Raw genomic sequence first — 24,046 nt, 5'->3', positions numbered from 1 at the left:
CCTGGGGCGACGCCTTCAGAAACCTATACGCTAGCTATGAACCGGATCATGGGCTTGCTTAGAGATTGTACTTAGCAGAAAACGAAGAGAGCTATCTGACCTTAGCTTACCCGGATAAGAATGACGGCAACAGCGGAGAGAGCCGGATACCCTCGTGCGTTCGGGGGTGGAATAGCCGATGGTGAGCACTCCGTATTTCACAGGTTGCGGTGCTTCCGTCAGCTTGGGCTGGCGGTCCTCGGCGCCATATGCACGACTTTGCTGGCGCGCGTTGTGAAGACGGCCTCCCCAGCCGGCATGGGCGGCCCATCGCGCTCTAGTGTGTCTCGTCAAGAGCGAGTCACGCATACGCATAAAACCATTTGACAATGACGAACAAAGGCGTATTAAATCGTTAACTAACATGCGTTCTGCAATAGAGCGCCTGTTGTTGTTGGAAAACAGCGATGAAGCATGTGCAAAAGAGTCTGACCAGAAGACAACTTTTGGAGCGCGGCTGCTGGCTGGCTTTGGGAGTGGCCTTTGCCGGACTCCCTGCCAATCTATGGGCGGCTGAGTTGGCGCCGCTGGACGTGGCCTATGCCGGTTCCATGGGCTCCATGATGGAAGGCCCCATCAAAACTGCCGCGGCACAGAGCTTGCAACTGGAGTTTCGTGGACGGGCGCAGGGTTCCAACGCTCTGGCGCAGTTAATTATTGGAGGCAGTATCCGTCCGGATGTCTTCATCCCGATTACACCGGGACCTGCGCTCACCGTTCTGCGCGCAGGCAAAGCTGATTCAGCGCAGGCTATCGCCTACACGGAAATGGTGATCGCGTACAGCCCCAAGAGCCGCTTTGCTTCGCGCTTTGAAGCTGCCGCCAATGGCAAAGAAGACTTGTGGAAGATCCTGCGGGAGCCAGGACTGCGGTTCGGGCGCACGGATCCAGTCACCGATCCGCAGGGGCGCAATATCATCTTTACTATGATGCTGGCCGCCAAGGCTTACAACCAATCGGACCTGGTGGAGAAAGTCCTGGGCTCAACCCTCAACGAGAAACAGATCTTCACGGAGCCGACGGTGATGGCGCGCCTGCAAAGCGGCGAACTAGATGCCGCGTCGGCTTATAAGATCCAGCCCGGCCCTTTCCATCTGCCCTACATCGCGCTGCCTAAGGACGTCAACCTGAGCAGGCAAAATGTTCAAGCTGACCATCCGGACGTGAGTTTGTCTGTCGGCGGTAAGTCGTATAGTCCCGAGCCGCTCATTTATTATGCTGCGGTCCTCAAGGACGCCGCCAATCCCCAAGGCGCGGCCGCTTTCGTGCAATGGCTCAAAGGCAATGAAGGTCAAGCCATATTCCGCCGGTATAGTTACGATCCGCTGGAGAACGCCGCAGAGTTGCGCGCATGAAAATCGAGCGCCGCTGGATGGCACGGGCCGGCGCTACGCTCTTCGCGCTGGCGCTTCTGTATCCGTTCACAGCATTGTTCGCGCGCATCGGCGCGTGGCAATGGGGGCCAGACGTTCGCGGACCCGCGTTGTCTTCCGTCCGCGTATCGCTTTTGCTGACGGCGTTTGCCATGGCGATCATCGTGGCCATCGGCACGCCGGTGGCCGCATATGTTGCGCTCTGCCGAACGCGCGAACGGCTGGTGTGGCAAGCAATCCTGCTGGTACCGATTCTGGCGCCTCCGCTGGCCCTGGGGATCCTGCTTACCCTGGCGTTTGGTCCTTATGGAACGGTGGGACAGTGGATGGAACGCTTTGGAATCCTGATGACCAACAGCGCCACGGCGTTTGTCTACACGCAGGTTTATGTGGGCATGGGCTACTACGTACTGGGTGCGGTGGCCGCCTTTGATGCCGTTCCAACCATGCTGCAGAAGCAAGCTGCCTTGCTGGGCGTGACGCCATGGAAAGTATTTCTGCGCGTGACATTGCCGCTCTCGCGACTGGGGCTGGCGGTGGCGCTGAGCATCGCCTGGGTGCGGGCCATCGGCGAATTCGGCGCGGTCGTGGTCACGGCTTACTATCCTTCCGGCATGCCGGTACAGGTGTGGGTGAACCTGCAAAGCTTCGGCTTGCCCGCGGTGATGCCGCTGCTGGTGGTTTTTCTGGCGGTGGCTTTGCCGCTTCCCTGGCTGGTCCACGTGCTGGCGCAACGGCGGCGCCATGCTTAAGGCCCACATCATCAAGAAGCGCCGCGAACTGACGGTGGACGTCTCACTGGAGCTGAAACGCGGACAGTCGGTGGGGCTGTTCGGCGCGTCCGGCGCGGGCAAGAGCACGGTGCTGGCATGCATCGCGGGCATCGAAGAGCCGGACGGCGGCTCCGTGACGCTCGACAATCTGCAACTGTTTCCGCCATCGCGACCGCTGCACCAGCGTCCGCTGGGATATCTGACGCAGGAACCGGGGCTGTTTCCCCATTTGACTGTAAGCGAAAACGTCATGTTCGGCATTTCCAAAGAACGTGCCGCTAACGGTGAACAGAAACAGTGGATTGAAACCTTGCGTGACCGTTTGCAATTGGGCCACCTGTGGCCGGCGCCGGCGTCGTTGATCTCCGGCGGCCAGGCACGCCGCGTGAGTCTGGCTCGGATGCTGGCGCGCAAGCCGCCCTTGGTCCTGCTGGATGAGCCGTTTGCCGGCTTGGACCGACAATTGGTTCGTGAACTGATTGATGATCTGGTCTTCTGGAGCCAGACCATGGGTTTCAGCATGATTGCTGTTGATCATCAAGCTGAAGTCCTGCAACGTTTGTGTCCGCAGCAGGTGATCGTACTGGAACAGGCAAGAATTGTGCAGCAAGGCACATGGGATGAACTTTACCGGTCTCCAGCGACTCCGTTGCTGCGTTCGCTGTTGGCGCCGATTTGACAGGGGCAGATTTACAAGCATGGGTGCAAAGTTGCGAATGTTGCTGAAGCAAGGGGATTGGAGTAGAACCTGAACATGAAGGCCGAATCAGAACCCAAGTTTTATCCTGTTCGCCAGGCCTGTAAGGTCCTGGGCGTGAGCTATCCGGCCCTGAAGCAGTGGATCTACAAAGGAAAGATCAAGACCACGAAGACGCCGGGCGGGCACCACCGGATACCGGCAACGGAGATTGACCGTTTGCTGCCGGCCGTGCCGCAGCGCGGTCCGATCCAAAACCGCCGGGAGAACTACAGGAAGATCAGCGGGCGCAACCAGCTCGTCGGCCGGATTGTTGAACTGAAAGTCGAGGGCCTGATGGCCCAGGTCACCCTCTCCATCGCGGGCCAACATCTCACGTCGATCATTACCGCGGACGCAGCGCGGGAGATGCGTCTGGAAAAAGGCCAGCTCGCCGCGGCACTGATCAAATCTACAGAAGTCATGCTGATGCGGGTGAAGTAAAGCATTTTGCCGAAAGACCCACGTGGTCGCGTACCATAGCGAGCTTTGCGTGACGCTTAGCGCGGAGTCCACTGCGGATGTCCGCTGAAGAGTCCTCCGGCGAATCCAATCTGATACACCAGCAACAGACCAAAAGCCAGGCTGAGCAGCCCGGACGCCAGTCCCAGACGGACGCTGAAGGCCGCGTGCCGTCGTCCGAAGAAGGTGAAAACCGACGCGATGCTCATGGTGATCAGCATCATGCCGGCAACGGTGCCCAGACCAAAGACCAGCAGGTAAGCGATGGCCCAGCGAGGATCGCGAATCGTGGTCAGCACCAGCAGAGCAACCGCGGCCGAACCGGCGAGTCCGTGCACAATCCCGATCAACAGCGGCCGGAACTGGCGATAGAGGCCGGCGCCGCCGAAAAGACGGTCCATGCGCGCCAGCGGCGTTTTCTCAGGCGCGTGGGGATGCGCTTCCGGCAAGTGGCCATGCGGATGCGTGTGGATGTAATCGCCGTGGCTGTGGTGGTGCGTGTGCACCGTGGACGCCTGCTGAACTTTGGCGATGGACCGCGCCGAACGCACAAACGCCGCCACGTTCATCACGCCCAGAATCACCAGCATCAGCGCGACGGAAAACTCCATGCTGAGGCCGATCCGCGCCGGAATAACCACGCCAAAAAGAATGATGGCCGTTCCCACCACAAAAATCGTCAAAGTATGTCCCACGCCCCAGAAGATTCCCGTCAGGGCGGCGCGGCTGATCTTGTTCTGCCGGCTTACGATGGTGGTGACCGCAATCACGTGGTCGGGGTCGGTGGCGTGCCGCATGCCCAGGAAGAAGCCGATGGCGATGATGGAGAAGAAGGCGGTCATCTGTTGACGAATCAGTTTTGACTCTTAAATGAAGATAACAGGGGTCGTTGGATGATGCCAGAAAGCTGCATGGCGAATTTGCGCTGAGAGATGCCCGAATTGCTCCATTCGGCGGTAGCGAAAGGAAGCTGTGCTGACGTGCCGCCCAAAAAGTCAGACCCGGCTTGGCGCCGGGTCTGCGCTTCGTCATTCGTGATCAGGCCACGGCAAGAGGGACAGCGCGCTTGGCGCTTGGCCGGGAAATTTCAGCCACCATTTCCAGGAAGCTCTCAGCTTTGTCCACGCGCGCAAGGTCGGCCTGCACAACCATGCCCACGCACTCGTTCTTCTTGTCAACCACGGGGATTCTCCGGACCCTGTGCTGCTTCATCTTTTGCTCGCAGAGTTCCAGGGAATCGTCCGGAGTGCAGGTGACCACGGTCTTGGTGAAGTAATCCACAATGGGAGTGGTACGGGGGTCTCTGCCATCGGCCATGGCGGTGATGCACAAGTCGCGGTCCGTGATGATGCCCACCAGGTCTTTGGAGACCAGGTCAGACACCACGGGCATTGCCCCAATGTCATTCTGCCGCATCATCTGAGCGACGTGTTGCACGGTATCAGAAGGACCGCAGCAGACGGGCTGCTTGGTCATAATATTTTCGACGTTCATATGGCACCTCGTGCGAAACGATCTCGGCAAATGTTCGGTAGGTTTCTTGTTTACTTCCAGCCGACGGCTTTCGGCGGCGCAGGGAGCGCGAAGTCTTTCATGTTTTTAACGAACCATCCGGCGGCGACGGTTGCTACCTCCTCAAGCGTGCCAGGTTCTTCGAAGAGATGGGTTGCTCCGGGGACCACGTGCAGCTTGGTGGGGCAGTGCATCCGCGCCATCGCTATCTTGTTGAGGTCAAGTACGACCTCGTCTTCTCCGCCTACGATCAGCAGGCTGGGCGCTTTTACTTTGTCGAGCGCATCCGCTGCCATGTCCGCGCGCCCGCCGCGAGAGACCACAGCCGCAATTTCACCCCTTAGATTTGCGGCCGCGATCAGCGCTGCCGCGGCGCCGGTGCTGGCCCCAAAGAGCCCAATGGGCAGCCGGCCCATCTCTGGCTGGCGCTGCGCCCAGGACGCAACCAGCGTGGCCCGTCGCGCGAGCATGGGAATGTCAAACCGGTACTCCATGGTTTGCTCATCAATCCTGTGTTCCTCCTCCGTCAGAAGGTCCAGTAACAAGGTCGCGAGCCCGTGTTTGTTCAGCTCTTCCGCGACGTAGCGGTTTCTGGGACTGAAACGGCTGCTTCCGCTGCCGTGGACGAAAATCACCAAGCCCCGCGCGTCGCTCACCATGCGAAAATCGCCGTGAAGGACGATATCGTCCACTGCAATGCTGACCGGTTTGACCGGCCCATGTTGATCGAACCGCTTGGTTGTCATGCGACACCTCGTTTCTCCGGCTTGCGCAAGGCGCGCGACTCTTCCGCGGAGCGGGCCAGAAGAGCGCTGACCTCGGCGTCTTCAATCTGCGGGAAGCTCCCATAGAATTCGCTGATCCCAAAGAAGCCTTCCGGCGTGAGCGCGCAGACAACGTCATCTGCAACTCGCTTGATCTGGTGATAGGTATGCAGCGGCGCAACCGGAACAGCTACGACGATCTTCTTCGGCTGAAGCGTGCGCAGCGCGCTGATGGCGGCGAACATGCTTGAACCTGTGGCAATGCCGTCGTCCACCAGGATTACGGTTTTGCCATGCACGGAAATGCCGGGACGAACGCCGCGATACAGTTGCTCGCGCCGCTGCAGTTCGGCCTCTTGTTCGGCGACGGCGGCTGCAATCTGCTCTTCACTGACGGCCAAATCGCGGACAACCTCTTCGTTCATAATGCGGACTCCGCCGCTGGCGATCGCGCCCATGGCAAGTTCTCGTTGCCCAGGAGCGCCCAGTTTACGGACCAGCAGGATATCGAGCGGCGCGTGCAGCGCTTGCGCAATCTCAAACGCTACGGGCACGCCTCCGCGAGGAACGCCCAATACAATCACGTCAGGGCGGCCTGCATATTCGGTCAGGCGCTGCGCGAGTTGTTGGCCTGCATCCACTCTGTCCTCGAACATAAGGCACCTCGCACACTTCTGAGGACATCGTGGGCTTCCGGGCGGCACAAAGCAGTGAGCAGGGTCACGCCATGCTGTGATTCATCGGCGAGTTGCTGGTCAATCGGCAAAGGCAGAATCGACCGCGGATTCGTCCTCGAAGAAGAAGGGCAGCCTGTGTGACAAGCTTTACGCCAGTTCCAGTTCAATCTTCTTGAGCGCAGGATCGAGCTTGGAGATTTTGAAGCTGCGAATCTGTCCGGCGGTGGCAGCTTCTTTTTTGGGGCTGGCGGCTTCGTCGGCGCCCTTCCAGCGCGCTTTCAGCATCGAGCTGAGCGAAGACAGGTCAGCTTTGGCTTCTGCTTTTTCTGCCGCGGGCTTCGCGGCTTCATGCTTCGGCGAACTCGTCGCGGCCATGCGGCACACGCCATGCACGCCTTCGCCGAGTTCCACGCGCGCGTAGCCGCCGGAAACGTCACTCATGCGGCCGGTAACCACGTCGCCTTCTTTGTGCTCGGCAATGTATTCGTCCAGACTGCTGGGGACCATCTGCTTGATGCCCAACCGCAAGCGCCGCTTTTCGCGGTCCACTTCCAGCACCTGAGCCTTCACCGTCTGGCCGACTTTGAGAACTTCGCTGGGATGATTGATTCTTTTCTCCGCCGTCAAGTCGCCGATGTGAATCATCCCTTCCACGCCCTCGGCAATCTGCACAAACGCGCCGAACTTTTGGAGGCTGATCACCGTGCCTTCCACCACGGAGCCTTCAGGATATTTCTGCGGCACGTCAGCCCAGGGATCGCCCAGCGCCTGTTTCAGTCCCAGAGCAATGCGGCGGTCGGCGGTGTTCACGCTCAGGATCACGGCTTCCACCGTCTCGCCCGGTTTCACCGCGTCGCCCGCCACGCGCACGCGCTTGGCCCATGACATCTCTGACACGTGGATCATCCCTTCAATGCCCGGCTCAATCTCCACGAACGCGCCAAAGTCCATCACGCGGGTCACCGTGCCGCGCACGCGCTCGCCGGCTTTGAACTTGTCCGCCGCCAGGTCCCAGGGATGCGCCAGCAGTTGCTTCATGCTGAGCGCGATGCGGCGCTTGTCGGGTTCTATCTTGATGATCTTGGCTTCAATTTCCTGGCCCACGGTGAGCACGTCGGCCGGGCTGTTGATGCGGCTCCAGGAAATTTCGCCCACGTGGAGCAGGGCGTCCACGCCGCCCAGGTCCACAAACGCGCCGTAGTCGGTCAGGCTGCGGACGGTCCCGCCCACGGTCTCGCCTTCCTGCATTTCCGCGTAGCGGCGTTCTTTGGTTGCGCGCTGCTCTTCTTCGCTCACCGAGCGGCGGTCCACGACCACGTCTTCATCGGTCACGTCCAGTTTGGTGATGCGGCAGCGGATCTCCTGGCCAACGAGTTTCTCCATCTCGGCGGCGTCACGCGCTCCGCTGCGCGATGCCGGCATGAACGCGCGGACGCCCACGTCCACGCTGAGGCCGCCTTTGATCACGGCGGTCACCGTGCCCAGGATGGGCGACTTCTCGGCAAACGCCTTCTCCAGCGACGCCCAGTCGGTGGCGCGCTCCACCTTGCCCAGCGAGAGCTCGTAATATCCCTCCGGCCCGCGGCCCTTCACCGAGACGCGCATCTTGTCGCCCGGCTTGACGGTCTCGCCGCGGCTCTCAAAGACAGATAAAGGAAGGATGCCTTCCGACTTGAATCCAATGTCCAGCAGGACGGAGTCGGCGGTCACGGCGACTACGACGGCCTGAATCCCTTTGCCGCCTTCGGGTTTCGACGAATGAGTCTTCTCGAATTGCTTGAGAAGCTGATCGAAAGATTCTTCTGGCTGGGCCGGCGGCAGAGTGTTTTCGACGGGCGCGGAAACGTTGGGTTCAGAAACGGCGGCGTTGGCGCTGGGTGCTGAATTGGGGTCAGGAATGTTTGGGTTGGACATGAATTGGTTACAGTCTCGCTGTGAAAGTAGGGTGCGATAAGGATAACACCAACTGCGGGTAGGGCGGGGAAACGATGGTAGCAACAAAAGAGCAAGCGCAATCTTTAGCTACCTACCTGTTGCGGAATGCTTAAGAGAACTGACCAGTGTGACTGCGATCACAGACGGTTTCAACAATGTGTGCCACCGTTTCTAAGCCTGAGTGAATCTGGCATCCAACCGGTCATAATTCAGACAGAGATCGTTCGCGAAGCACCAAGAAAGATTTCCCGCGGCACGTTTGGCGCGGTTCAACCGGTCAGACGCGAAAATCATACGTTTATCGACTGTTGGCGTCCAAGAGCTTCAGACTAGTTGCTGTATTCCACAAACCGCTTTCTCCATCGATTAACAACGGGTATAGCCATCAAAACCGTAGCACATCGGAGGAAGGGACATGAGGAAAACAGTAAACTGGAGCTTAGTTATTGTGTCCGCAGTCGGGCTGCTATCCAGCGCAGTGTTTGGGCAAGATACGATTCGTGATCTTGAACAGTACTCGATCAACGTGGACGCTCATACTCAATTCATATCATTTAATTCAGTTGTGCCTTGTCAAATAGGAGTACGTTGCGTTTATCCGGACCTGCTCCCCGCCAGCCATTTCGTCGTACGAAATGCGACAACCGGAACTGTCGTGACACTACAGAATAAGCCCTGCCCTGCCCCAACAAGCAGTGGGAGGCCGACGTGCCTAGCTCTGAGCTCCCCTGTATTCACTGCGAAATTCAGTGGGCTCTATCCAAGCACAACCTACATGTACACTGTGACAGCGTACCGAGGCGGAGTACCATATGGGCCCCTAAAGACTCTCTCGTTGACGACTCCCGACTTGGCGCCTCCTGTTTTGCGCGTGAACACCTCAGTGCAATCCGATCGGCAGACCGCTATCGATTGGGACAGGCCGCTCTATTTCTATGCCAGTGCGCAGTATTTGAACCGATTTGCCCTCTATCGATCCAGGCTCGGCGGTCGAACCGAGATTTGGACCCCTGGCAATCTGACTCCGACCCAACTGGAATTGGATGGACAGAGTGCCTGCTATTACGCTTTCAGTCAACCCGGCAGCGAGTGGGAGTGTATTGCCAATGGAGCGGGACTTTGCAGCCAGAAAATCTTGCCGAATATCCCTGTGACCTGTGCCGAGTACGACCCCCCTGAGTTGCTCGGCTACACGCAGTGGGTGAATGGAAACACAACACTAAAATGGGTAAGCACCAAGACAGGTGCGGAGGCGACACGAGCCTGCGATCCCAACATCTGGAGGTATTGCGTACTTGACCCGCCCGCCGACAGAAAGGCCACCAACTATAAGTACAGTGTCACCGCTAGCTACTACCACTTCACACCCAACGCGCATAGCGACGTGTCGCTTCCGTCGCGACTGCCTCGCGCCCCAGCGGTTCTTGGTTATGCCGACGCTCACGTGCACCAGTTCGCCAACCTCGCGTTCGGCGGTTCCATGCTCCACGGCCGTCCGGGAGATCAGGACGATGGTTCACCAACCTGGTCCGGCACACAGTCGTCCGTTGGCGGCTTTTACGGAGGGGCGATCAGCGCTGCACTCAGCGAGTGTGGCATCAGTCATTCCAGTTTTGCGGGTGGGTGCATGGACCTTGAGGGAGAATCTGGTGGAGCCTCTCACGGTGATGTTGTTCCCGTTCCCTGGGTGAACCCCACAGCTCCCTGGGTGAACCCCACAGCTCCCTGGGTGAACCCCACAGCGTCGTGCCTGCCCGTACACTTCGGGGGGGGCCATGGCTACCCCGACTTTGTGGATTGGCCTTCACGGAAGTCACGTACGCACCAACAAGTTTACAAGACCTGGTTAAAGCGTGCCTGGAAAGGCGGCCTGCGTCTCATGGTGATGCTGGCTGTCAACAACGAGGGTATATGCAAACTCGGTGTCAACACGAGGCTCAGTTGCAAAGACGAAACAACCATTGACCTGCAGATCGAGGCGGCGAAGCGCTTGGAGCGCGAGCTGCTCGAGGACGGAGGCTGGTTCAAAATCGTTTACACCCCAGGAGAAACCAGGCAAGCAGTGCAGGAGGGAAAGCTTGCAGTAGTTCTGGGCATCGAAGTGGACACGCCCCTGGGCTGCGGTACCGGAACCATAGGGCAACTGGGCGGCTTTGGCGAGGACAGCCCCCCCACGGACAATTCGGCTGCATTTATCTGCGGCGTCGCTAAATACAGATGCTCGACCACGATCAATGTTCGCGATTGCAGTCGCCTGTCCTGCGGGCGGCGCGCCTCGTGCGGGGCAGCCTGGGGAATGGCGGAACAAGCCAAGCTCGATGCCCTCTACGCCAAGGGCGTTCGCCATTTCTTTCCGGTCCATTTTATTGAAAACGGCTTCGGCGGTCCTTCCCTCTTCGACGAGAATTTCGCGCTTTCGCAGTACTACATCAACGGCGAACTTTTTGAGGAGATGTCCTGCCGTGAAATTGACCCGAACGCCATGGAGATATTCCGGTTTAAGGACGAGTTGGGGAAGAACTGGTTCGGGCAAGTTGCACTTGCCGCGTTAGCATTGCCTTATCCGACATACGACGCTGCGAAGTCGTCTTGGCCAGCCGGTGGCGGTAGTTGTCAGGCTAAAGGCCTTACACCTCTCGGACGGCAATTCATTGGCAACTTGATGCGTAAAGGCGCGATGATTGACATCGATCACTTGGGGAAGAAGTCGACAATTGATGCACTGTCCATCGCTGGCAGATTTAGTTACCCGCTGGTCTCAGGGCACACCTCGCTCATGACCAGCTACAGCCCGTCGGACGACCGTGGGCGCCATGAGGGCCAACTCGACCCGGGGGAGTTGAGGGCAATCCGCAATCTCGGCGGTTATGTTTCTTTGAACTCCGTCCAGCCACCGAGTATAAGCAGCTATGCACGCACAGTCTCTGGCTTGTCTTCCACGTATCCGAATCGTGGCACGGTAAGTAACGACTGTGGCGGTTCGGACAAATCGTGGGCGCAGGCTTACTTGAACGCCGTTGACCAATCGCGGGACACGCCGGGCGCCCGCGACGAGACTGCTCCGGGAGCAGTGATCGGCGTCGGCTTTGGCAGCGATTTCAACAGTTTTTTGAGGACTGGCGAGCCGCGGTTTTACCACAAACAAACCGGGGCTTGTGGCATGAACGCGGACGCTATTCACGGTAGTGCCCTATTACCGTCGCTTCTACAAGCGGAAGCACAGGGTAACCCCTCGAATTTGTATTCTGGCGGTGACTTGAACGTGGGCGGCAACTGGGGTGGCGTTGACACGAAGCAGTTCCCGTTCGGTTTCCCAGGAGCAAACAGCTCGGCAGGAGCCAACGGGGTCCTGGAACGCAGCCGTTTGAACGAGAATAGTGGTTTGTTTGTCGCGTTCAACGATAATGATATGCCGATGTGCCTTGACACCACGGGCGTGGAGAAAAATGGCACCCCGCCGTACATTTGGGATTGCGGGAACAACGCCGACCCCAATCAGCAATGGAGTTTCGCCGACGGAACCATCCGGCCGTATGTTAAGAATTCGAGCAAATGTCTGGATGCACCCGCTTTGGGTCTTACGGGACAGCCGGTTCTTTGGGACTGTAACGGTTCCCCGAGTCAAACATGGGTGCTCAGTACCGAGGGCGCACTCCATCCTGAGGGGGACAATCAACGATGCTTGGAACCGGAAGGGGTTTCGGTCGACAACGGTGTAAAGATCATGGTCAACTGGTGCCAATACCCGATACCAGAAAAGCAGTCTTGGACTCGCGGACGTACTGAAAATTTCAACTACACCGGTCTCAGCCATATCGGCCTGTATCCAGACTTCATTCGCGATCTGCAGTTTATAGGAGTCAGCAATTCCGACTTGGAACCGCTCTTCCAGTCAGCCGAGGCATACCTGCAGGCCTGGGAACGTGCCAACTGGTACAAGCCGTTGGACTACTCGACGCTGTCCTCGAACACATCGTGGAGGTGGTCTATCAACGCACCTCAGGGCTGGCAAAACCCGTACTTTGACGATCGTGGCTGGGACGAAGCGGTAGATGAAGGCGGGGTAGGGACCGCGCCATGGGGGGCCATCGGCAACTGGCCCAGTTCATCACCAGCGCGGTGGATCTGGAGTTACCACTCCAACGACGATTGGTCCGCTGGGACTTCTACGTTGTACTTCAGGAAGGAGTTCGTCTTCGACGGCAAGGGCGATAGTGCAACCGCAATCACGGTTACCGCTGACAATTCCTTTGAGCTTTATCTCAATGGGACGTTGGCCGGGTCGGGCAATGATTGGCAGGTTGCCAACGGGCCCTTCCAAATCACGATACCGTCCAAGGGACGGTACGTGATTGCTATCAAAGTGACAAATGCCGGCGGTCCCTCTGGCCTGCTAGTTGACGTCCGCTCCACGCCTCTTGAGACATGGTGAATGAAACTAGCGCCGAGAGGAATACACCTTAACGCCAGGGCTTAACCACTTGAGACATGGTGAATGAAACTAGCGCCGAGAGGAATACACCTTAACGCCAGGGCTTAACCACAGTCTTAGCTTGTTAAGGCGAAGAAAATAAGTTAATATGATTGTTTTTTCGCTTGCGCGCAAAAACAAGCACTCAGCAGTCAGCACTCAGCAGTCGGCCAAGGCGAAACCAACAAAACCTCTGATTCGCCGCAAAGGACGCTCAGTGCGTAAAGAATCAGGTGGTTAGAGTGAAAATGTACTACCCAGTAAACAGTTGGGTGACCGTTGGGTCGAATGGAATAAACCCTGTGTTTGCAACACGCACTTTAGGGGAGGGGTGGGGGTGGGAGTAACAGATTGGTAATTGCTGAATTGGTAATCGGGTAATTGAAAAGCGGAGCCCGGAATTTCACCGCGGAGGACGCAGAGGTCGCAGAGGAAAGCAAAGTCTTACCGCTGATCAACGCTGATGACACGGATCGGAAAACAAAGAATCGCCGGAATCGCGCGTGATCGCAATGTGATCGCCCGTGATCGGAAGACCGTGAACAGAACACCGGCAGGAGATCCTCCACCCCGCCACGCGAAGCGCGTTGCGGGGACCCCGGTGCCGGTGCCACACGAGAATCGTAGTCGCCGGCACCGCTGGATATCCCCAGGGAAAGTATCAGCCAGTGCGGCCCCGGATCCGTCGCGCTTCGTGCGAGGTACCGATAGGCACCACGCAGCTACGGGGAATCGTGCACAGGTCGTTTTCAAACTGGATGGTGGCGTGATGGATATGGAATTCGACGGCGAGCAGGTCGGTCACTTCGCGCAGGATGACGTCGCTTTGCGAGAGCCGCATATCGTCAATGCGCAAGTGGCAGGAGAGCGCGTGGGAATTCGAGCCGAGGCTCCAGACATGAACGTCATGCACGTCATTGACGCCCTGGACGGCGCCCACGCCGGAGACCACCAGTTCCACCGAGACGCCGCGCGGGGTGCCTTCCAGAAGAATGTTGAGTGTCTCCCGGATGATGCCGAGCGAGGACCACAGAATCAGAACGCCGATGCCGATGGAAAGCGCAGGATCAACCCAGGTGCGTCCGGAGACCAGAATGACCCAGCCGCCCACGATTACTGCGGCGGTGGAGAGAGTGTCGCCCAGCTGATGGACGAAGACGCTACGTATGTTCACGTCGCGGGCGCCGCGGAACAGGAACCAGGAGATGGTCCCGTTCATCAGCACGCCGGCCATCGCGACCCAGATCATGATCTGGGCCTGCACTTCCACCGGATGGCCCAGGCGCAGGATGGCCTCATAGAAGATGTAGAAGGCGACGCAGACCAGCGTGAGCGCGTTGATAAACGCCGCCAGCACGCCGGCGCGGTGGTAGCCGTAAGTCTTGGTCGCGCTGCGAGGGCGAGTTTGGAGGAAGACCGCCACCCAGGAAAGCAGCAGAGCCAGGACGTCAGTAAAGTTGTGTCCTGATTCGGAAAGCAGCGCCAGGCTGTGGGCGCGCAGTCCCGCGAACAGCGTAATCAGGACATATAAGAAGGTGGCCAGTAGCGCATACCGCAATGTTTTGGCGCTGGCGGAAGGATGAGAATGGTTGTGGTACGGCATATCTTGCACTTGCTTACCGCCTGGAGCCGGTCTTTCGAAGTACAAACCGTGTCTTCCTGGCGGCCCTTGCACGCTAACTCGACAAGTCGCCGTCGGCTTTGGCGAGGCCGATGCGACGTTTCACTATACTCCGTGGGGTATATGTCCACAAGTCGGAATCAGGTGAGGTAACACTTTCGTGCCGGGAGGCTTAGAAAAGACTTATTTGAGGTACCTGCGTAATACCTGGACTAGGTCATCCGCCGCTTTGGCCTCTGAGGAGTTGGGTTTGGCCGTGCGGCTCAACACGTGTCCCTTGATTTCGCCTTCCATGATCTCGCCCATCAAGCCATTGATCGCGCCGCGACAGGCAGCCACTTGCTGCAGAACGGTAGCGCAGTCGTGATCTTCTTGCAGCGCATACTTGATGGCATCAAGTTGTCCCTGGATGCGGTTGATGCGCGTGGTCAGTTCCTTTTTCGCTTCGCTAACGTGACTCAATGTGGATGGTCCTCCGTAGTCGGTTAACACTGTGATGCTGAGAAAGCCGCGTCCGGAAGCAAACCAAGAGCACTATACTATCTAGAGTATAGTATTTTTCGCGGGCTTCGCTGCACCTCTGAGACCTTCACGAGACCGCCTTTTTGCCAATTTATTGCCAGATTCCTCCGCCAAAACATTAATTCTTTTAATGAGTCTCCAATGATCCCGTAAGAATAGGGGAATAAAACGTCATGTAGATTCAGCGTAGGGCAAACGCGGAAGGGAAGCGAGGCCTCAAAAAAGCTCGCATTCCCGGCTGAGTCATTTTGGAGTCCTATTCCGGAGGAGTCCACTGATGGAACTGACTTATTTGGTAAGCATTAGCGCTCTGAAAGACGTCCTGAAGTCGCAAACCACTTCAGAAGCGCGTTATCGGCTGGTGGCCGGGCAGGACATGGTCACCGTCATTCATTACGGCCCAGCGGGTCTCCTTCACCAGGTAGCGTTTCCTATCGCGTACCGCATCCCAGAAGTGCCGGAAGACGAAGGCACTCTCATCCTGATGGTGGCTACCGAGCGTAGCCGGACATGGGAAAGTTTCTGGGAGCCGGTGGAAAACCGCCTGGCCCACGCTTCGACGAACGCGCCGGCTTAGAGCCCAGGCGAGCCTGCGTCGAAGGCCGGGACATTCCCCCATCCCGGCGCTACTGCCATCGCGGTGCTGCATCGCCGCTTATACTGAATTCTCGCGCGTCACTGAATCGTCGCTGAGAAGATCGTCGGCGTCATCGTCCGCGCTCGTCCCGATGCTATTGCCGATTCTCCTGAGCGACGCTGTCGCGCAGCCAGTGCGGCGATAACGTCGCCTCGGCCATTTCTCGTATAATTTCACCCGTCACGCAACTTGCCTCTGAGGGATCTGATTTGCCTGTCGGGACCGCATTCCATGAACGGACGCTGGCCTTGTGCCACAGCCTGAATTATCGCGAGTGGTCGGGCTATTACACGGTGAGCGTGTATGAAGTGCATCATGAGCACGAATACAACGCCATCCGCAACGCCGCCGCGCTGATTGATATTTCGCCGCTGTACAAGTACATGATTACCGGCAAGGACGCGACGAAGCTGGTGAACCGCGTCATCACCCGCGACATCAACAAGGTGAAGCCCGGCCAGGTGATCTATTGCTGCTGGTGTGACGAACAGGGCATGGTGATTGACGACGGCACCATCACGCGCCTGGAAGAGAACAAGTATCGCTGGACCGCCGCCGACCCCAGCCTGCGTTGGTTCCGCCAAAACGGCCTCAACATGGACGTACAGATTGAGGACATTTCCGAGCAGGTTGCCGCTCTGGCGCTGCAAGGGCCCACTTCCGGCGCGCTGCTCAAGTCAGTAGCCGAGGCCGACGTTGCCAACCTGAAATATTTCCGCGTCACCAGCGGCAAGATTGCCGGGGTTCCGGTGGACATCTCGCGCACTGGGTACACCGGCGACCTCGGCTATGAAGTTTGGATGCCGTGGCAAGATGCGGTGAAGATATGGGACACGCTCATGGACGCCGGCCGCGGCTTTGACATACACGCCGCCGGAATGCTGGCTCTTGACGTGGCCCGCGTGGAAGCCGGGTTGCTCCTGATTGAAGTGGATTACACCAGCAGCAAGAAGGCGCTGATTCCGTCGCAAAAATATTCGCCGTACGAACTCGGCTTCGGCAAGATGGTCCACCTGGACAAAGAAAACTTCGTCGGCAAGGCGGCGCTCGCCAAACACGCGAAAGACGGAGTGGCGCGGCAACTGGTCGGTCTGGAACTTGACTGGACGGAAGTGGAAGCAAGCTACGAGAAATTTGGCTTGACGCCGGCGGCGCCGTCGCAGGCCTCGCGCGTGGCGGTGCCCGTCTATTCCGGAGGCAGGCAGGTGGGCAAAGCGACCACCACCACTTGGTCGCCGGTATTGAAGAAGATGATCGCCCTGGCCAGCGTGGAGACCGGCCATGCGCGGCCCGGTACAAAACTGCAGGTGGAGATCACCATTGAAGCTGAACGCAAGAAAGTCACGGCCACTGTCGCCAAGTTGCCGTTCTTCAATCCGGAGCGGAAGACGAAAACTCCGGTGTGATCGCTCACCACTTCTTGAAAACAAAGAACGCCGCCAGAACCATAAAGAAAAATCCCACCGCGTAATTCCACCGGATGTCCTGTTTCAAGTACCAGATGGAAAATCCTGAGAACACCACCAGCGTGATGATTTCCTGAATGGTCTTCAGTTGCGCGGCGCTGAAAGTATGGCTGCCGATGCGGTTTGCCGGGACTTGAAAACAATACTCGAAGAAGGCGATGCCCCAGCTGACCAGCGTGACTTTCCACAGCGGCACGTTCTGGTACTTGAGGTGGCCGTACCAGGCAAAAGTCATAAAGATGTTGGAACATAAGAGCAGAAGAATGGTGAGCATGCGTGTCCTTTTATCCAATTCCCAGGTCAGCCGACGATTCCAGCGACGTCCCGCACACGCGGCAGATCACCGCCGAGCAGTCGCCGCAGGTCAGCGGGTCGGTGACTTCGCGGGCGCACTGCGGGCAGTAGAGGGCCTCCGCTCTAGGCGCGCGATTTGCAGGTTCTGGCATATTGAGCTCTAGAAACTTTTAAATGTAGCATAGAAGTATGGAGACTAAAGCTGTGCCCGCACCGTCTGAAGCCGACCAAAAGCTGCAACAGGAATTCAACCAGTGGGCCGCCGCCGGTCGCGGCGACGAGATGGAAAGCCACCACTCGGACATCACCGAGCAGACCCTGGCGCTCATGGCCCTGCAGCCCGCCGACCGCGTGCTGGACCTGGGCTGCGGCACCGGCTGGGCCTCGCGACGCATGGCCCAGGTGGCGACGCAAGGCGAAATCGTCCGCCTGGACGTCGCCGACGAGATGCTGCGCCGCGCTGAACAGGCTTCAGCGGACTTCAAAAATATCCGTTACGTTTGGGGATCGGCGGAGAGCATTCCCGCCGAAGACAACACCTTCAGCAAAGTCTTGTCTGTGGAATCGTTCTACTACTATGCCGACCAAGGCAAAGCCCTGGACGAACTGCGCCGGGTGATGGCTCCCGGCGGCAGGTTGTTCATCCTTATTAATTTGTACACAGATAATCACTACTCGCTGCGCTGGGTGAGCGAACTGAAAGTGGCGGTGCAGGCGCTCTCAGAGGCCGAGTACGTCGCGCTGCTGAAGAAACATGGGTTCATTGACGTGCAGACCCGCCGCATTCCGGACCGCAGCCCCACGCCGGAAATCTATTCCGGCAAGTGGTTCAAGAACGCGGACGAGCTGCGCGACTTCAAACGCATTGGCGCCTTGCTGCTAATCGCGGCGAAGGGGTAATTTGGCAAACGGGTAAATTGGCAATTGCGTAAATGCGGCCAATCACGCCGGTTTTCAAATTACGGTAGCGGGCTAATGCTGCGTTGCTTTCGCTAACCCGCCGTTCCGGGAGGAAACTGCTCGATGTCGCAAAAACTTGCAATGGCTCTGTTGATTGTGTGGCTTATTTTTCTCGTGCCCTGGTTCATGGCCGCTCCACTGGCGCCCATGGTCTTCGATGGCGGGGAGACTTGGAGCGCTTACCTATGGCTCTGGTCGATCTGGACCTATCCGTTGACCGTGATCGCCGGGGCGGTTCTGAGGAAGAAGGCCCCAGCGTTCATTCTGCTTCCTTTCCTGAACGTGCTGGGTCTGGTCATCGCGGGCTGACTTCCGATAAAGACGCAGCGACCCAACCCTAAAGAAGTAAGACAAGGCCCTTGTCGCCGATCCCGCTTCAAGGCGCGTGACCGGCGCAAAAGACGCTCGTGTATTATCGAAAATTGAGAAAATAGTCGAGGATCGGGTGTTGCTAGAGCTTCTCGCAAATCGGGCAACGCAGCGTTAGCCCAGTACCCAAATTACCTAACTGCCAAGTCGGGCGGAAATGTTAATCTAATAAAAGACCTGCACGCGTGCGCGCCCGTAGCTCAGCTGGATAGAGCGGTTGCCTCCGAAGCAACAGGCCGGGAGTTCGAATCTCTCCGGGCGCACCATCAAATCAATCATTTACCGCGTTAAAGTTTAGTTACTCTTCTGTTACTGTGCCGCAAAATGTGCCCTAAAGCTCTTACTGCACTCTGGCGTCACTACTCCCTACATTCAACCCCTGCCTGATGAGCTCCAGGTCAGGATGCTGATAATGCATTGCAATCCGGGGATCGGAATGCCCCATGACCCTCATAACTGCGGCGAGGTTCCCTGTCTTCTGCAAGACGCGGGTTCCGAAATCATGCCGGGCAGAATAGAGCACGAGATTCTTCGGAAGGCCGGCTGCTTTCCGCGCCTCTCGAAATTGCTTGTCCAGTGTAGTGAGGTGCCCTGCTGCGGAGTTCGCTGGAAATACCCATCCCTCGCGCCGCTCACCGCAGCGGATCATGAGCAGATCCAGAACGCGATCACTCATGGGAATGTAACGCCTTCCGGTGGGGGTCTTGCTATCTGGAACGAAGATCGTACGGGTGTTCCAGTCCAGGTTCTCTATGCGCATCCGAAACAGCTCTTTCCGGTTACGCATGCCAGTGTCCCGCATCAGAATGATCACGTCGCGCAGCGGCTGGCGAGCATACGCCAGGAGTTTGCGCTCCGCCTCTTCGTCCAAACGTATTGAACGACCGAGCTCTTTCATCAATCTGATTCTTGGCACTCCACCGATCAGCCCCCATTCATGCGCCAGATTCAACATACGTCGCAAGGTCTTGAGCGCACAGTTAACGTTGTATGCTGAACCCGGAAACGTCAGTGCGTCAATGTCCTCCGTCCGTATGTTGCTCATGCGCATTCCGATGATTCTCGTTTGCTCCAGCAGCTTCCATCCGCATCGCAGATACCTCTTGGAATTATCTGCCAATTTAGCATTCATCAGATAAGCCAGGAAGCGATCAGCAAAGTCTGAAAGCACTGGTGCCTTCTTGCCACAATGAAGGTTCCTGCTTTCAGCGATGTCGGTTAATAATCGTGCCGCTTTGGCTTGGGCGGCAGTTTTGTTGGTCTCTTTGGTTGATCCGCGATACCGCTCTCCGCGGACGGCGAAGTCGTACCACCAGCATTTTGAGTTCTTCCTCTTAAAGAGTTCCACGACGCTCCTCCACGAGTGCTCGCACGGAAGGTACGCGGGTGTTCCTCTTGATGAAATCAAGAAGCTCCTCGACATCATACCGCACCGCGGCTCCCAGCTTGACCCATTTGGGGCCAAGTCCTCGGGAGCGCCAGCTCTTCAGCGTTCCAACAGTTGTTCCGAGCATTTCGGCAGCTTGTTTCGTGGGGATAAGTTTTTTCACAATGGTTGTCCTTGTTGCTCCGCAGGCAATCTCGGCGTTCGATGGCTGCCGGAGTTGCTGCGAGCTCTCACCATAAGTCCCCGCGTGCGGGGTATTGCGGGGTATTGCGGGGTACTAAGACATTGATTTCAGGGCAGATAATTTTTCGAGGAGGCTCTGGTGACGTGACCAGAGTGCGGGGTGTTAAGAGGACAGCAGGGTGTAGGTCATTCTTCAGGATTGAGGCGGGCCTTTTTTGCTTTTATTTTATCTTTAACTTTGGACCATTCCATTCTTCGACGGGCCGCAGCGATGTGCTCATCGACCGTCTTGCGACTTATCCCTAATCGGTGGGCAATCGCACTGAACCTCAATCCATACTCGAATTTTAGAGAAAAACACTCGCGCTGCCGGTCCGTCAGTTGCGCCTCATCTAAATACTGGGACAAATCGGCAGTCTTAGCCGGCAGTTTCTCTTTTTTGCGTGGCACGCCGCCGGGCACTCGACTTTCGTCGGCTGCGGGACTCTCCCTGGGAGATATCGCTGGTTCAGAGACCGTTTCCACCGAAGGTGCAACATTGTTTTGCAAAGCCGTCACATCGCTGAAACCTGCATTTGTCATCATCTGGATTGCGTGACGTTCAGTTGTGTCCGTTTCTTTTCGAACGCTCTGTTGGATGCCTCCCGCCAAGTGGCTCAGAGCTGTATTGAGGTTTAGCTGCCAGTCGTCCCTTCGGAATTCAAGGTCCTTTTTGTCCGCATGCAATTTGCGAATTACTTTATCGATATCTCTTGGTTTTATCGTGGAAGTTCCATGCACAATTGCTTCCGTAAGGGACTGCTGAAATGCAGCGATTTTCGTTTCGACGGCGGCAATTTCTGCTTCAAAGTGCCTTACTCGCTCCCTGGCTTGGGCAATTCCCCTCTCCGGTCCTATAGCCGCCCCACTATTAGTTCCGGGATTAATGATCTGTTGCTCGCGATCCTGGGGCCGGGACTCATTATCGACCTCTTGAGCGTCTCCGTAAGAGAGCAAGTTGGAGATATTTTGACCCCTGAGTTCCGCCGAGCGACTTAAAGCAGTGTCTTGGCTTCGCTGCCAGTCATCACGCTTAAGCTCGAATTGCTTTTTGTCAGCCTTAAGGGTTTCAAGGCGCTGCTCCAGGCTCTTAATTCTGTAATTATCTGATTGCCGCAACTGGGTGGCACTTAATGCTCGTTCACACGACGTAATCCGTGCCTCAATACTTGCTAGCCTGGCTTCGACGATTCGGATCTGAGCTCTGGAATGAACAAGCTGTGTAGCTACAATATCGATGTCTGGACTATTCCGTGCGGCTGCCAGCAAATGTTCCAGGCTCTTCGCGTCAATCTCGGCCAGCCTCTCCCACTTGCTATAAAGTCGGTCCAGACTGCGCTGGAATTCTGCCATGGCCGCCTTCAGCCACTCGCTGTTGAAACTATGGGTGCGCATCTGTTCCATGCTGAATTCGGACCTGATGCCGTTAACGCGCGCCGACATAAGTACCCGGAGACGATTTGGGCATATGGCTCGAAGAAGGTCAGGCGTGAGAGGTTTTTGTTGAGATCGCCAAACTTCGCAGTACACCCCGTAGTATCGCGCCGCCAACTCGTCCGTGCGGAGACGATGCATCTCCAAACGCTCCGAAGGCACGGTCATGCGATTCCCGTTACCTATATTCTGATAATGAATTTGCTGGAAGTCCTCGCGCGCGAGTTGCTGGAATTCTTCTGATATTTCGGCCAGCATAAGGGTCGCCAGTGTATGGTCAACTTGGTGCCAGTGGAATGGTCCATCTGCGGACATACGAGCGTCACCTTCGTGATTGCTTTTCAGATAGCGACTGGAGATTGGAAAAAGGAAGCAGATCTCGCCAAACGCCTAAATTGTTCCAACAGCGACGCTTATGAAACAGTTTAACGCGTCGATATCGAAAATTTCTATTACGGGGTAAGTGGACTCCTCAACTGTCCAGTCTAAGAGTCATGGGGAACATCGACATCGTGGGGAAGTACCGCGAATTAATACGCGTGACCAGCAAGTTGGCAAGCACGTATGGTGAGCCCCCTATCGCGACGAGATAATCGCGGCCCTTTAGAAAATTTGCGGGCTGTGCCTCTCCGTCAATCCCAACAAACCAGCTCCACCATTTCAACCGAAGGGCCTGACGCCTCCGTTACGGTCGTTCGAAACTACTTCATTTTTGGCACAAATCGATTTTGGCTCGTGCGGCCCTTGAAATCAGCGGTTTGCAGCCCTACTGGGACGTTCTGGAACATAACCGGGCCAATGGGCAGCACCCACCGGGCGACAGTTTCTCGGCTCTCACTTCTTTTTTGGCTTAGCCTTTGCCCAGCGTGCCTGAATTGCCTTGCGCGCTTTTTCCTTTCGCTCCTCGGGGGTGAGCTTGGCCGCAGAAGCTTTGCCGCCGAGGCTGCCCATCGCTCGCAGCACGCGCTTTTCTGTTGAGGTCAGCCGTTTCACAGGCTGATTATCATACTAATGGGTGAGTATATCAATCGATTTTACTTGCATTATACAGTTGACTTCAGATCTCAGAATGGTAGAGACTAAGAAAGCGCGCCGCCGGGTGTAATCAGCACCCGAACGGCGCTAACCGATTGCACCTACGAGGAGGGGCAATGGCTAAGAGCAAAAATACCACAGCCGTCTTTTCTCAGGACAGGCCCATTCATCGCGTCGCGCTGTATGCGCGCGTATCCACTCTCAATGGCCACCAAGACCCCGAAATGCAGCTCTCCGAGCTGCGCGAATATGCCACTCGCAGAGGCTTGAGCATTCATGAAGAATATGTTGACGAAGGCGTCTCTGGTTCAAAAGAATCCCGTCCCGCCCTGAACCGTTTGATGACAGACGCGCAAAAATGCAGGTTTGACGCTATCTTGGTTTGGAAGATTGACCGGTTTGGGCGGAGCCTGAAGCATCTGGTTAATTCTCTTGCCGATCTGAGCGCTTATGGAGTCACGTTTATCAGTCTGCGGGACAATTTGGATTTGAGTACTCCGTCAGGCCGGCTGATGTTTCAGATTATCGGCGCGATGGCTGAATTCGAGCGGGCGTTGATTCAAGAACGTGTGAGAGCCGGTCTTCGTAACGCCAAGGCCAAAGGCAAGCGAATCGGCCGGCCACGGCAGGTAGTCGAGTCGTCAGAGGTACTGAAGCTTCGGGCTGAGGGCCTTTCTTGGCGTGCCATTTCGGAGCGATTGAGGCTCGGGCTGGGGACGGTGTACCGGGCAATAAGTTCGGACCCGAATAATCACTGAGCGTGTGAAGATTGGTTCAAGCAACACGTAAGAATCCATGCCCGTCGTCCACAGTACCAGTGGGAGCAAGCCGATAAGGAGTCCTTTAGTTGATCCGCGCCAGTTTGAAGAACTGTTCCTCGGTAATGATAGGAATTTGTTCCCGATGTGCGATCTCAAGCTTCTGTGTGCTTTTTCGGCCACCCAATATTTCAGCGTGAACGAGACACTGCACTGAACCCATAGCACCTGCTTTTTCCACAACGCGGCCTCCAAGCCTTTCCACTCGAGGATACAACTTGCGGCGAGGCCAGCCGGCAAGTCTGCCCGTAAAAGCAAAGACGTGGCCCTTGATTCGGTTGGGAGTATTCGCTGGAGGGTGCCCTATCCGGGCAGCCTTTTCCCGCAGCTTTCGTTGATGTTGTTCCGCCTTTTGGCGCTCAGTCCAGAACCGGCGATATTGATCCAGCCAGAGTTGATCTGACGTGCCCCCCAAGAAGTAGCCCAGTCAAAATGAGACTTCTCCGTTAAGATGGCCCGCCAGGGCCAAGGAGGAGAAGTGAGAAAGAGTCGGTTCAACGAAGAACAGATCATCGCCATCCTGAAGGAATCGGAAGCTG

24 protein-coding genes and 1 tRNA gene are annotated in these 24,046 nt (G+C 57.0%); 11 read left to right on the top strand and 14 right to left on the bottom strand.

Translation table 11 applies throughout. The annotated features are described in order from the left end of the window. Window positions 1-446 precede the first annotated feature (446 nt). The 4 genes from LAO20_15365 to LAO20_15350 all read left to right on the top strand — a co-directional run bounded on the left by LAO20_15365 (window position 447) and on the right by LAO20_15350 (window position 3,365). Window positions 447-1,394 carry an extracellular solute-binding protein gene (locus tag LAO20_15365; protein ID MBZ5532807.1) on the top strand — a complete coding sequence of 316 codons (948 nt, stop codon included), beginning with the start codon at window positions 447-449 and terminating at the stop codon, window positions 1,392-1,394. Next, window positions 1,391-2,164 (top strand): ABC transporter permease subunit, encoded by a 774-nt coding sequence (locus tag LAO20_15360; GenBank protein ID MBZ5532806.1) that lies wholly within the window; start codon window positions 1,391-1,393, stop codon window positions 2,162-2,164. Before LAO20_15365 ends, LAO20_15360 begins: the two co-directional genes overlap by 4 nt. Continuing rightward, window positions 2,157-2,864 (top strand): ATP-binding cassette domain-containing protein, encoded by a 708-nt coding sequence (locus tag LAO20_15355; GenBank protein MBZ5532805.1) that lies wholly within the window; start codon window positions 2,157-2,159, stop codon window positions 2,862-2,864. The genes LAO20_15360 and LAO20_15355 overlap by 8 nt, the downstream gene beginning before the upstream one ends. Before the next feature lie 75 nt (window positions 2,865-2,939). Next, window positions 2,940-3,365, top strand: coding sequence for a helix-turn-helix transcriptional regulator (locus LAO20_15350; protein ID MBZ5532804.1), 426 nt, complete (start codon window positions 2,940-2,942; stop codon window positions 3,363-3,365). Between the two features lie 56 nt (window positions 3,366-3,421). Here the strand turns inward: LAO20_15350 and LAO20_15345 are convergent, their stop codons facing one another. The 5 genes from LAO20_15345 to LAO20_15325 form a co-directional block, all read right to left on the bottom strand. Further along, the gene (locus LAO20_15345; protein ID MBZ5532803.1) at window positions 3,422-4,225 is read right to left on the bottom strand and encodes a high-affinity nickel-transport family protein; all 804 of its coding nucleotides are present in this window, start codon (window positions 4,223-4,225) and stop codon (window positions 3,422-3,424) included. A 196-nt stretch (window positions 4,226-4,421) separates the two neighbouring features. Further along, window positions 4,422-4,877 (bottom strand): CBS domain-containing protein, encoded by a 456-nt coding sequence (locus tag LAO20_15340; protein ID MBZ5532802.1) that lies wholly within the window; start codon window positions 4,875-4,877, stop codon window positions 4,422-4,424. A 50-nt stretch (window positions 4,878-4,927) separates the two neighbouring features. Beyond that, window positions 4,928-5,641: a dienelactone hydrolase family protein gene (locus LAO20_15335; GenBank protein MBZ5532801.1), complete on the bottom strand. Its 714-nt coding sequence runs from the start codon at window positions 5,639-5,641 to the stop codon at window positions 4,928-4,930. Next, the gene (locus tag LAO20_15330) at window positions 5,638-6,315 is read right to left on the bottom strand and encodes a phosphoribosyltransferase (GenBank protein ID MBZ5532800.1); all 678 of its coding nucleotides are present in this window, start codon (window positions 6,313-6,315) and stop codon (window positions 5,638-5,640) included. Before LAO20_15330 ends, LAO20_15335 begins: the two co-directional genes overlap by 4 nt. A 168-nt stretch (window positions 6,316-6,483) precedes the next feature. Continuing rightward, window positions 6,484-8,250 carry a 30S ribosomal protein S1 gene (locus tag LAO20_15325; GenBank protein ID MBZ5532799.1) on the bottom strand — a complete coding sequence of 589 codons (1,767 nt, stop codon included), beginning with the start codon at window positions 8,248-8,250 and terminating at the stop codon, window positions 6,484-6,486. A gap of 1,900 nt (window positions 8,251-10,150) precedes the next feature. Between LAO20_15325 and LAO20_15320 the strand changes: the two genes are divergently transcribed. After that, window positions 10,151-12,703 carry a ricin-type beta-trefoil lectin domain protein gene (locus LAO20_15320; protein MBZ5532798.1) on the top strand — a complete coding sequence of 851 codons (2,553 nt, stop codon included), beginning with the start codon at window positions 10,151-10,153 and terminating at the stop codon, window positions 12,701-12,703. A 700-nt stretch (window positions 12,704-13,403) separates the two neighbouring features. Here LAO20_15320 and LAO20_15315 read toward each other — a convergent pair. Further along, the gene (locus tag LAO20_15315; GenBank protein MBZ5532797.1) at window positions 13,404-14,345 is read right to left on the bottom strand and encodes a cation diffusion facilitator family transporter; all 942 of its coding nucleotides are present in this window, start codon (window positions 14,343-14,345) and stop codon (window positions 13,404-13,406) included. A gap of 201 nt (window positions 14,346-14,546) precedes the next feature. Continuing rightward, window positions 14,547-14,825 (bottom strand): metal/formaldehyde-sensitive transcriptional repressor, encoded by a 279-nt coding sequence (locus tag LAO20_15310; protein MBZ5532796.1) that lies wholly within the window; start codon window positions 14,823-14,825, stop codon window positions 14,547-14,549. 337 nt (window positions 14,826-15,162) lie between these two features. Here LAO20_15310 and LAO20_15305 point away from each other — a divergent pair, with 337 nt between their 5' ends. Together LAO20_15305 and LAO20_15300 are read left to right on the top strand one after the other, a co-directional pair. Beyond that, on the top strand, window positions 15,163-15,462 hold the full coding sequence (locus tag LAO20_15305; GenBank protein MBZ5532795.1) for a hypothetical protein: 300 nt from the start codon (window positions 15,163-15,165) through the stop codon (window positions 15,460-15,462). 269 nt (window positions 15,463-15,731) lie between these two features. Further along, on the top strand, window positions 15,732-16,928 hold the full coding sequence (locus LAO20_15300; GenBank protein MBZ5532794.1) for an aminomethyltransferase family protein: 1,197 nt from the start codon (window positions 15,732-15,734) through the stop codon (window positions 16,926-16,928). A gap of 4 nt (window positions 16,929-16,932) precedes the next feature. Here the strand turns inward: LAO20_15300 and LAO20_15295 are convergent, their stop codons facing one another. Beyond that, entirely contained in the window at window positions 16,933-17,262 is a 330-nt protein-coding gene (locus LAO20_15295) for a DMT family protein (protein MBZ5532793.1), read from the bottom strand. A gap of 10 nt (window positions 17,263-17,272) precedes the next feature. Then, the gene (locus tag LAO20_15290) at window positions 17,273-17,434 is read right to left on the bottom strand and encodes a hypothetical protein (protein ID MBZ5532792.1); all 162 of its coding nucleotides are present in this window, start codon (window positions 17,432-17,434) and stop codon (window positions 17,273-17,275) included. Between the two features lie 37 nt (window positions 17,435-17,471). Here LAO20_15290 and LAO20_15285 point away from each other — a divergent pair, with 37 nt between their 5' ends. From LAO20_15285 to LAO20_15275, 3 genes are all read left to right on the top strand, one after another. After that, a complete protein-coding gene (locus tag LAO20_15285) occupies window positions 17,472-18,182 on the top strand; it encodes a methyltransferase domain-containing protein (protein ID MBZ5532791.1) in 711 nt (236 codons plus the stop codon). A gap of 141 nt (window positions 18,183-18,323) precedes the next feature. Next, window positions 18,324-18,551 (top strand): hypothetical protein, encoded by a 228-nt coding sequence (locus LAO20_15280; GenBank protein MBZ5532790.1) that lies wholly within the window; start codon window positions 18,324-18,326, stop codon window positions 18,549-18,551. 249 nt (window positions 18,552-18,800) lie between these two features. After that, window positions 18,801-18,877, top strand: a tRNA-Arg gene (locus tag LAO20_15275). A gap of 74 nt (window positions 18,878-18,951) precedes the next feature. Here LAO20_15275 and LAO20_15270 read toward each other — a convergent pair. The 4 genes from LAO20_15270 to LAO20_15255 form a co-directional block, all read right to left on the bottom strand. Further along, a complete protein-coding gene (locus LAO20_15270; protein MBZ5532789.1) occupies window positions 18,952-19,959 on the bottom strand; it encodes a site-specific integrase in 1,008 nt (335 codons plus the stop codon). Continuing rightward, a complete protein-coding gene (locus LAO20_15265) occupies window positions 19,946-20,149 on the bottom strand; it encodes a helix-turn-helix domain-containing protein (protein ID MBZ5532788.1) in 204 nt (67 codons plus the stop codon). The genes LAO20_15270 and LAO20_15265 overlap by 14 nt, the downstream gene beginning before the upstream one ends. 218 nt (window positions 20,150-20,367) lie before the next feature. Next, window positions 20,368-20,763, bottom strand: coding sequence for a LuxR C-terminal-related transcriptional regulator (locus LAO20_15260; protein ID MBZ5532787.1), 396 nt, complete (start codon window positions 20,761-20,763; stop codon window positions 20,368-20,370). A 1,725-nt stretch (window positions 20,764-22,488) separates the two neighbouring features. Continuing rightward, entirely contained in the window at window positions 22,489-22,647 is a 159-nt protein-coding gene (locus LAO20_15255) for a hypothetical protein (GenBank protein ID MBZ5532786.1), read from the bottom strand. 158 nt (window positions 22,648-22,805) lie between these two features. Between LAO20_15255 and LAO20_15250 the strand changes: the two genes are divergently transcribed. Continuing rightward, the gene (locus tag LAO20_15250; protein MBZ5532785.1) at window positions 22,806-23,447 is read left to right on the top strand and encodes a recombinase family protein; all 642 of its coding nucleotides are present in this window, start codon (window positions 22,806-22,808) and stop codon (window positions 23,445-23,447) included. Window positions 23,448-23,532: 85 nt separating this feature from the next. Here the strand turns inward: LAO20_15250 and LAO20_15245 are convergent, their stop codons facing one another. Continuing rightward, window positions 23,533-23,922: a hypothetical protein gene (locus LAO20_15245; GenBank protein MBZ5532784.1), complete on the bottom strand. Its 390-nt coding sequence runs from the start codon at window positions 23,920-23,922 to the stop codon at window positions 23,533-23,535. Window positions 23,923-24,046 lie beyond the last annotated feature (124 nt).

The sequence above is a fragment of the Terriglobia bacterium genome (assembly GCA_020072815.1).
In the GTDB taxonomy this organism is placed as follows: domain Bacteria; phylum Acidobacteriota; class Terriglobia; order Terriglobales; family Acidobacteriaceae; genus Angelobacter.
The sequence above is the reverse complement of the archived record's forward strand: the minus strand, read 5'-3'. Positions and strand labels throughout refer to the sequence as shown.